Here is a 4,677-nt window from a genome sequence, read left to right as displayed (position 1 = left end):
GAGATAAAACCTCAATCTTTCGTCAACTATATGACTGGATCTCCGGTTTGCCCAATTACATCAAGGGTTTACTGCCTAAATTCAGCTGCGAAAGTTGAGGTCTTAATTTTATATTCGCGAATGTTTTTTACTTTCACGCATTTACCGCCTCTTGCAGGACATACTATGCAAAAAAAGTAGCCAATGACGGGGGTGGCGTATGCGGGAATGGCCGTTAAAACCGTTGGGCGTCGGAAGGTTGTTGGATCTGAGCTTTCAGGTGTACCGGAATCACTTCGGCAAATTGTTTTTATTGATGCTCATTTTTCTGGTCCCCTACTATATTTTGGAAAATGTGCTGACGTATGGCGCCCGCGATGTTTCATTTTTTCCTGCGTGGGATGGCAGCTTCTCGTGGGAACAGTTTCTCGAGGAAGGATTTAACCTTCCCGGTGGTATGCCTGACGCAAGCAGCGCGTGGACCGTGTTCGGGTCAGTCGTGCTTTTATGGATCTATATCAATATCTTGACTCCGCTTTGCGAGGCCTCTGTATTGTACACGGTTCAGGACGTTGTACAGGGAAACGAACCGGTGTGGAAGGATATGGTCGTCAAACCGTTTAAAAAATTTTGGAGCTTGCTTGGAAATACGGTCGTCTACTCGCTTTTTCTTGTGGCGGGATGGTTTGTGATCGTAGCTGCAACCATTCCCGTAATTTTCATCATCGCCTTTCTCGCCAATACGGGATTACCTCCGGTTTTCACCCATCCTGTTGTCATTACGGTGCTGGTGGTCATCCTGCTGGCGGCCGGAATCGCGTTATTGGTCGGGGTCGCCTACTTTTTAGTACGTTTTGGTTTTTATCTTCCGCCGGTGGTTCTGGAAAACAAGAGGCTTGGGCTGTCGCGGAGCTGGAAGTTGACGGAGGGCAGCTTCTGGAGATTATTTGCCGTCTTCTTTATTTTATTGGTCGTATTCAGTGTATTTTCGACGGTGACCGGTGTGCTGAACTTGTTCGGCCGCTCGGTGCTGACGGATTTGCTGGAAATCCTCGTCTATCTTGCCGTTTCACCCATGCTGATCGTGGCGTATGCCGTAGCGTATTTTGATTTGAAGGCGCGCAGTGAAGGGTTGGATTTGCAGCGGATGCTCCCGCTGGCGGAGGCCGAGGTGGAGCGGTATGGATAACCGCTTCCGCTTGGATGAAGATCGGGAGAAGCTGCGGCAAATCCTCTTCGGCGAGGAATTTACGGCCTATCACCAGGAACGGGCGAACGTGTCGGACGCATGGTTGGAAAAGCTGGGCGAATGGCTGGCCAAATGGTTTCCGAAGGCATCGATTCCGGGCGGTACGGCACGAACGGTATCCTACGGCATTATCATTTTGGTTATCGCGCTGCTGCTCATGCTGATCGTCTGGTACACCCTGCAAATCATCCGTCAGCGAAAGCTGAAAAAGCGCATGCTGATTTGCGATGAGGATATGCAAAAGCCGTATTCCTTTTTTCTCGATCAGGCCAAAGCGTTGGCTGAAAAGAAGGACGTTCGCGAAGCGATTCGCCATGCGTTTCTCGCTTTGCTGTTCTATCTGGAGCATCGGGAATGCGTGAAGGTGGAGAGATGGAAAACGAATTGGGAGTATGTCCGGGAACTGAGGGAAAACCGGGGGGGGGGGGGAATGGGAAGCCGCATTCCGGCGGGCGGGCGCTTGTTTTCGAACGGGTATGGTACGGCAGGGAGACCCCGGATGAAGGCGAGCTTTATAGGTATATCGATGATCTCGCATCGATGATCGGGGAGGCCGAAGCGCATGCCTATGCCCAATAGGCTTCTCGCCGCCCTGGTCGCAGCCGTTCTTCTCTTTCTCATTGCCGGTTCGCTGCTGGTTAAGCCAAAACCCCGCAAATATCCGCCTTATTTATCGTTTTCCCCGGATTTGCACGGTGTCAAAGTAATGTTTTTATTGTTGAAAGAAAAGCAGCGTCCCGCCAAAGGCTGGGAACAATCGTGGCGTTTTTTGCCGGCGGGCGGCGATCAGGCGATCGTTGTCATTGAACCGCTTGGGATGCAGGATTGGGAGAGCGATTGGATCGTCAAGTGGGCGGAGCAGGGCAACGATGTGATTTTGTTCGATCGCGACCCGCGGCAGTTTAAACCGCTGAGACTGTCCGTGACAAACGAAAAAAACGCAAAATCCGGGCCGAAGAAGATCATGGCGCACATGCCGTCGTGGCGCTCCGCCTCGCAACGAGGCCGATATCAAGGCACGGTCTCGACCGACAATCGGCTGACCGGCATTCCGCAGGGCAAATTATCCCCTCCGACGATCAGGGTGTATTGACGGGTATCGTAAAAGTGGGCAGAGGAAGCATCATCGCCATTCTTGCCCCCGAATGGATCACCAATCAAAACATTATGAAGCATGACCATTTCGCGATGATCTGGCCGGCATTGCAAAAAGACTGGAAGGCCGTGGCGGAGTGGTACCAAAGGCACAAACTGGCGAAAGAAGCTTTGCTGCGCCAGGAAAAATATCCCAGTGATGGAACAATGCTTGCGGGGCTGGAAAAGGAGTGAGTGAGGCTGCATGGAAAAATGGATCAAAAAAATGGAGAGTGTCGTCTTCGGACAAGAGCAAAATATCCGCTTCCTGTTAACGGCCCTGTTGGCAGGGGGGCACGTTCTGCTCGACCGCGGGCGAGAGTCGCGGTACTGATGGCCAGCAAGGCATGGGCGCTGCTGGAAGGCCGAACGTTTGTGACGCCGGATGATGTTAAAATCGTGGCCCGCTCGGCGTTGAGGCACAGAGTCATTCTCATGCCGCAAATCGAATTGGAGGGGGGAACGAATGACCAATTCATTTCCGAGACGCTGGCCTCTGTCCCGGTTCCCAGGTAAAGTATGGCTGCAAAACTTTATCGTGCCGACGCGGCGGTTGATTTATGCCTGCATCTTCGCCGCTTTGATCATCGGTGCCGCTTTTCCGACGGACATCGGTTTTTACGCGTTCTGGATAGTCAATGGCCTGCTTTTCGCTTTAAGCATCCTGGATCTGTCACATTATATCGGCAGATTCCAGAAGAAAAGAAGTCTGCTCATTCTTCTTTCGGATATGGAAAGCTATTTGTTTGAAGAGAGACTCGCCCCTTATTTGTTGAAAATGAGAAGAAGCCATCTATTTCTGCTGCTTGCTTTGCAGGACCCTTTGCTGTTCCGCTGGTCCGGCAGCGAGGTTTGCGACGAGCGGTCCGCTTTTATCAAAAGCATTGCGCAGAAATTCATGCTCGACCGCAAGCATTATATACAAAAGATGGCTGGTTTCGGCATCCCGGTGCTTGATGTTCCGGCGGACCGGCTTGCCTGGAATGCAGTCAATTATTACCTGGAGCTCAAGTCCAGGGAAGCCTTGTGAGCTTTTTGCCGGATGCGTACAGGAAATAGAAAATTAGCAGTAACAGAGTAACGGCGGCAAAACCGTATTTTGCCTGAAGCGGAAGTTCTGCGGGGGTAATATACCCTTCGATGATGCCGGCAACGACGAACATCGGGAGCGTTCCGAGCAGCAGCTGCGCCGATTCCTTGGCGGAGCGAAGGAGCTGAAACTTCCGGGGATAGCACCCGGGCACGAACATGCGGTATCCCATATATAATCCGGCGCCGCCGGCCACAAAAATGACGGCCCGCAGGGCGAAGATCGGCCATGAAGAGTGGCTGCTGCTGTCTACTTTCATAGAAAGGATCCCCGGTTTGGCGCACGAAAGACGTAAGGAGCTGGGCACCCGCATTGCCGAGCGCATTTTCGCAAAACTTGAACTTGCGGACAACCGTATTTACGAAGACGATGCCGTCGCTTTTTTAATCGCGATTTACAATCAGGTGAAGGAAGATTGGCAGCTATAACGCAGACACATATTCATCATGTTTCTTGGAGAAATTAAGAAAAACGTATACTTTCAGGAGGTTGATGACCATGGAGCGGGCCGGTTTCGGCATCCGTTTGGGAGCGTATTTATTGGATATGGTGATATTGGGTGGATTGTTGATTTAACGACGGGTTTTTTTGTGAAATCCCCGGAATTAAGCGCGGATCCCGCAGCCGGGGTCGGCTTTGGACCGGATGTATGGAGAGCGTATTTCACCATTTTAGGTATAAATGTGATTATTTTTCTCGCTTATTATGTTGTGATCCCGGTGCTCATGAACGGGCAGACGCTCGCCAAAAAAATGGTGGGCATACGCATCGTGCGCGTGAACGGAAAACCCCTGCCCTGGTGGACCATGTTCCTGCGTGAAGCAATCGGCAAAACAATCTCAACTCTCATCCTGTTTATCGGATTTCTTATTGCGCTGGGAAAGGAAAAAAAAGCGCTCCACGATTATATCGCCGGAACGGCGGTGGTCTACAGATCGGACGAATAGCCTCTGAAAAGATCGGAGGCCCCACCGACATAACATCGGCGACTCAACTCGACAATTTTTTTGGGGTGTGTAGCTGCAGGTATTTGGTTCGCAGCAACTGAAACTGATTTTAATTCAATTCAAAATATTATCATAATCATTGGATCTATCATCTTCATATCATATCTCATTTCCTTTATCCTGAATTTCGAAAGTAATGTTCTTTGAAAATATGAAAAGTGCTCCGAATCTTTGGTAGAATGGTGTTTGTCAGAACATCAATACCCAAAGAGAGGAGC

The 4,677-nt window shown here is 50.6% G+C and carries 10 protein-coding genes; 9 read left to right on the top strand and 1 reads right to left on the bottom strand.

Annotation, left to right across the window (positions count from 1 at the left end):
• Positions 1–199 precede the first annotated feature (199 nt).
• The 7 genes from VF724_RS20900 to VF724_RS20870 are packed head-to-tail and all read left to right on the top strand — an operon-like array spanning position 200 to position 3,392.
• Positions 200–1,168: a hypothetical protein gene (locus VF724_RS20900; RefSeq protein WP_371756168.1), complete on the top strand. Its 969-nt coding sequence runs from the start codon at positions 200–202 to the stop codon at positions 1,166–1,168.
• Positions 1,161–1,772, top strand: a complete 612-nt coding sequence (locus VF724_RS20895; RefSeq protein WP_371756167.1) for a hypothetical protein — start codon at positions 1,161–1,163, stop codon at positions 1,770–1,772. Before VF724_RS20900 ends, VF724_RS20895 begins: the two co-directional genes overlap by 8 nt.
• Positions 1,773–1,790: 18 nt before the next feature.
• The gene (locus tag VF724_RS20890) at positions 1,791–2,321 is read left to right on the top strand and encodes a DUF4350 domain-containing protein (RefSeq protein WP_371756166.1); all 531 of its coding nucleotides are present in this window, start codon (positions 1,791–1,793) and stop codon (positions 2,319–2,321) included.
• On the top strand, positions 2,318–2,557 hold the full coding sequence (locus tag VF724_RS20885; RefSeq protein ID WP_371756165.1) for a hypothetical protein: 240 nt from the start codon (positions 2,318–2,320) through the stop codon (positions 2,555–2,557). Before VF724_RS20890 ends, VF724_RS20885 begins: the two co-directional genes overlap by 4 nt.
• A gap of 10 nt (positions 2,558–2,567) precedes the next feature.
• Complete coding sequence (locus VF724_RS20880) at positions 2,568–2,696, top strand: hypothetical protein (RefSeq protein ID WP_371756164.1); 129 nt, start codon at positions 2,568–2,570, stop codon at positions 2,694–2,696.
• On the top strand, positions 2,696–2,878 hold the full coding sequence (locus tag VF724_RS20875) for a hypothetical protein (RefSeq protein WP_371756163.1): 183 nt from the start codon (positions 2,696–2,698) through the stop codon (positions 2,876–2,878). Before VF724_RS20880 ends, VF724_RS20875 begins: the two co-directional genes overlap by 1 nt.
• Positions 2,829–3,392 (top strand): hypothetical protein, encoded by a 564-nt coding sequence (locus VF724_RS20870; RefSeq protein WP_371756162.1) that lies wholly within the window; start codon positions 2,829–2,831, stop codon positions 3,390–3,392. The genes VF724_RS20875 and VF724_RS20870 overlap by 50 nt, the downstream gene beginning before the upstream one ends.
• Here the strand turns inward: VF724_RS20870 and VF724_RS20865 are convergent.
• The gene (locus VF724_RS20865; protein ID WP_371756161.1) at positions 3,370–3,711 is read right to left on the bottom strand and encodes a stage II sporulation protein M; all 342 of its coding nucleotides are present in this window, start codon (positions 3,709–3,711) and stop codon (positions 3,370–3,372) included. The two genes, VF724_RS20870 and VF724_RS20865, sit on opposite strands and share 23 nt — an antisense overlap.
• A gap of 16 nt (positions 3,712–3,727) precedes the next feature.
• Between VF724_RS20865 and VF724_RS20860 the strand changes: the two genes are divergently transcribed.
• Positions 3,728–3,880 carry a hypothetical protein gene (locus VF724_RS20860; protein ID WP_371756160.1) on the top strand — a complete coding sequence of 51 codons (153 nt, stop codon included), beginning with the start codon at positions 3,728–3,730 and terminating at the stop codon, positions 3,878–3,880.
• An 18-nt stretch (positions 3,881–3,898) separates the two neighbouring features.
• The gene (locus VF724_RS20855) at positions 3,899–4,399 is read left to right on the top strand and encodes an RDD family protein (RefSeq protein WP_371756159.1); all 501 of its coding nucleotides are present in this window, start codon (positions 3,899–3,901) and stop codon (positions 4,397–4,399) included.
• Positions 4,400–4,677: the final 278 nt, after the last annotated feature.

Source organism: Ferviditalea candida, from assembly GCF_035282765.1.
Taxonomy (GTDB): domain Bacteria; phylum Bacillota; class Bacilli; order Paenibacillales; family KCTC-25726; genus Ferviditalea; species Ferviditalea candida.
This window is presented reverse-complemented; position numbering and strand designations above follow the sequence as displayed.

What these genes read in the sequence shown, in the direction of transcription:
- VF724_RS20900 (WP_371756168.1), top strand. Translation starts at nt 200, where the DNA reads ATGCGGGAATGGCCGTTAAAACCGTTGGGCGTCGGAAGGTTGTTGGAT.
- VF724_RS20895 (WP_371756167.1), top strand. Translation starts at nt 1,161, where the DNA reads ATGGATAACCGCTTCCGCTTGGATGAAGATCGGGAGAAGCTGCGGCAA.
- VF724_RS20890 (WP_371756166.1), top strand. Translation starts at nt 1,791, where the DNA reads ATGCCTATGCCCAATAGGCTTCTCGCCGCCCTGGTCGCAGCCGTTCTT.
- VF724_RS20880 (WP_371756164.1), top strand. Translation starts at nt 2,568, where the DNA reads ATGGAAAAATGGATCAAAAAAATGGAGAGTGTCGTCTTCGGACAAGAG.
- VF724_RS20875 (WP_371756163.1), top strand. Translation starts at nt 2,696, where the DNA reads ATGGCCAGCAAGGCATGGGCGCTGCTGGAAGGCCGAACGTTTGTGACG.
- VF724_RS20870 (WP_371756162.1), top strand. Translation starts at nt 2,829, where the DNA reads ATGACCAATTCATTTCCGAGACGCTGGCCTCTGTCCCGGTTCCCAGGT.
- VF724_RS20865 (WP_371756161.1), bottom strand. Translation starts at nt 3,711, where the DNA reads ATGAAAGTAGACAGCAGCAGCCACTCTTCATGGCCGATCTTCGCCCTG.
- VF724_RS20855 (WP_371756159.1), top strand. Translation starts at nt 3,899, where the DNA reads ATGTTTCTTGGAGAAATTAAGAAAAACGTATACTTTCAGGAGGTTGAT.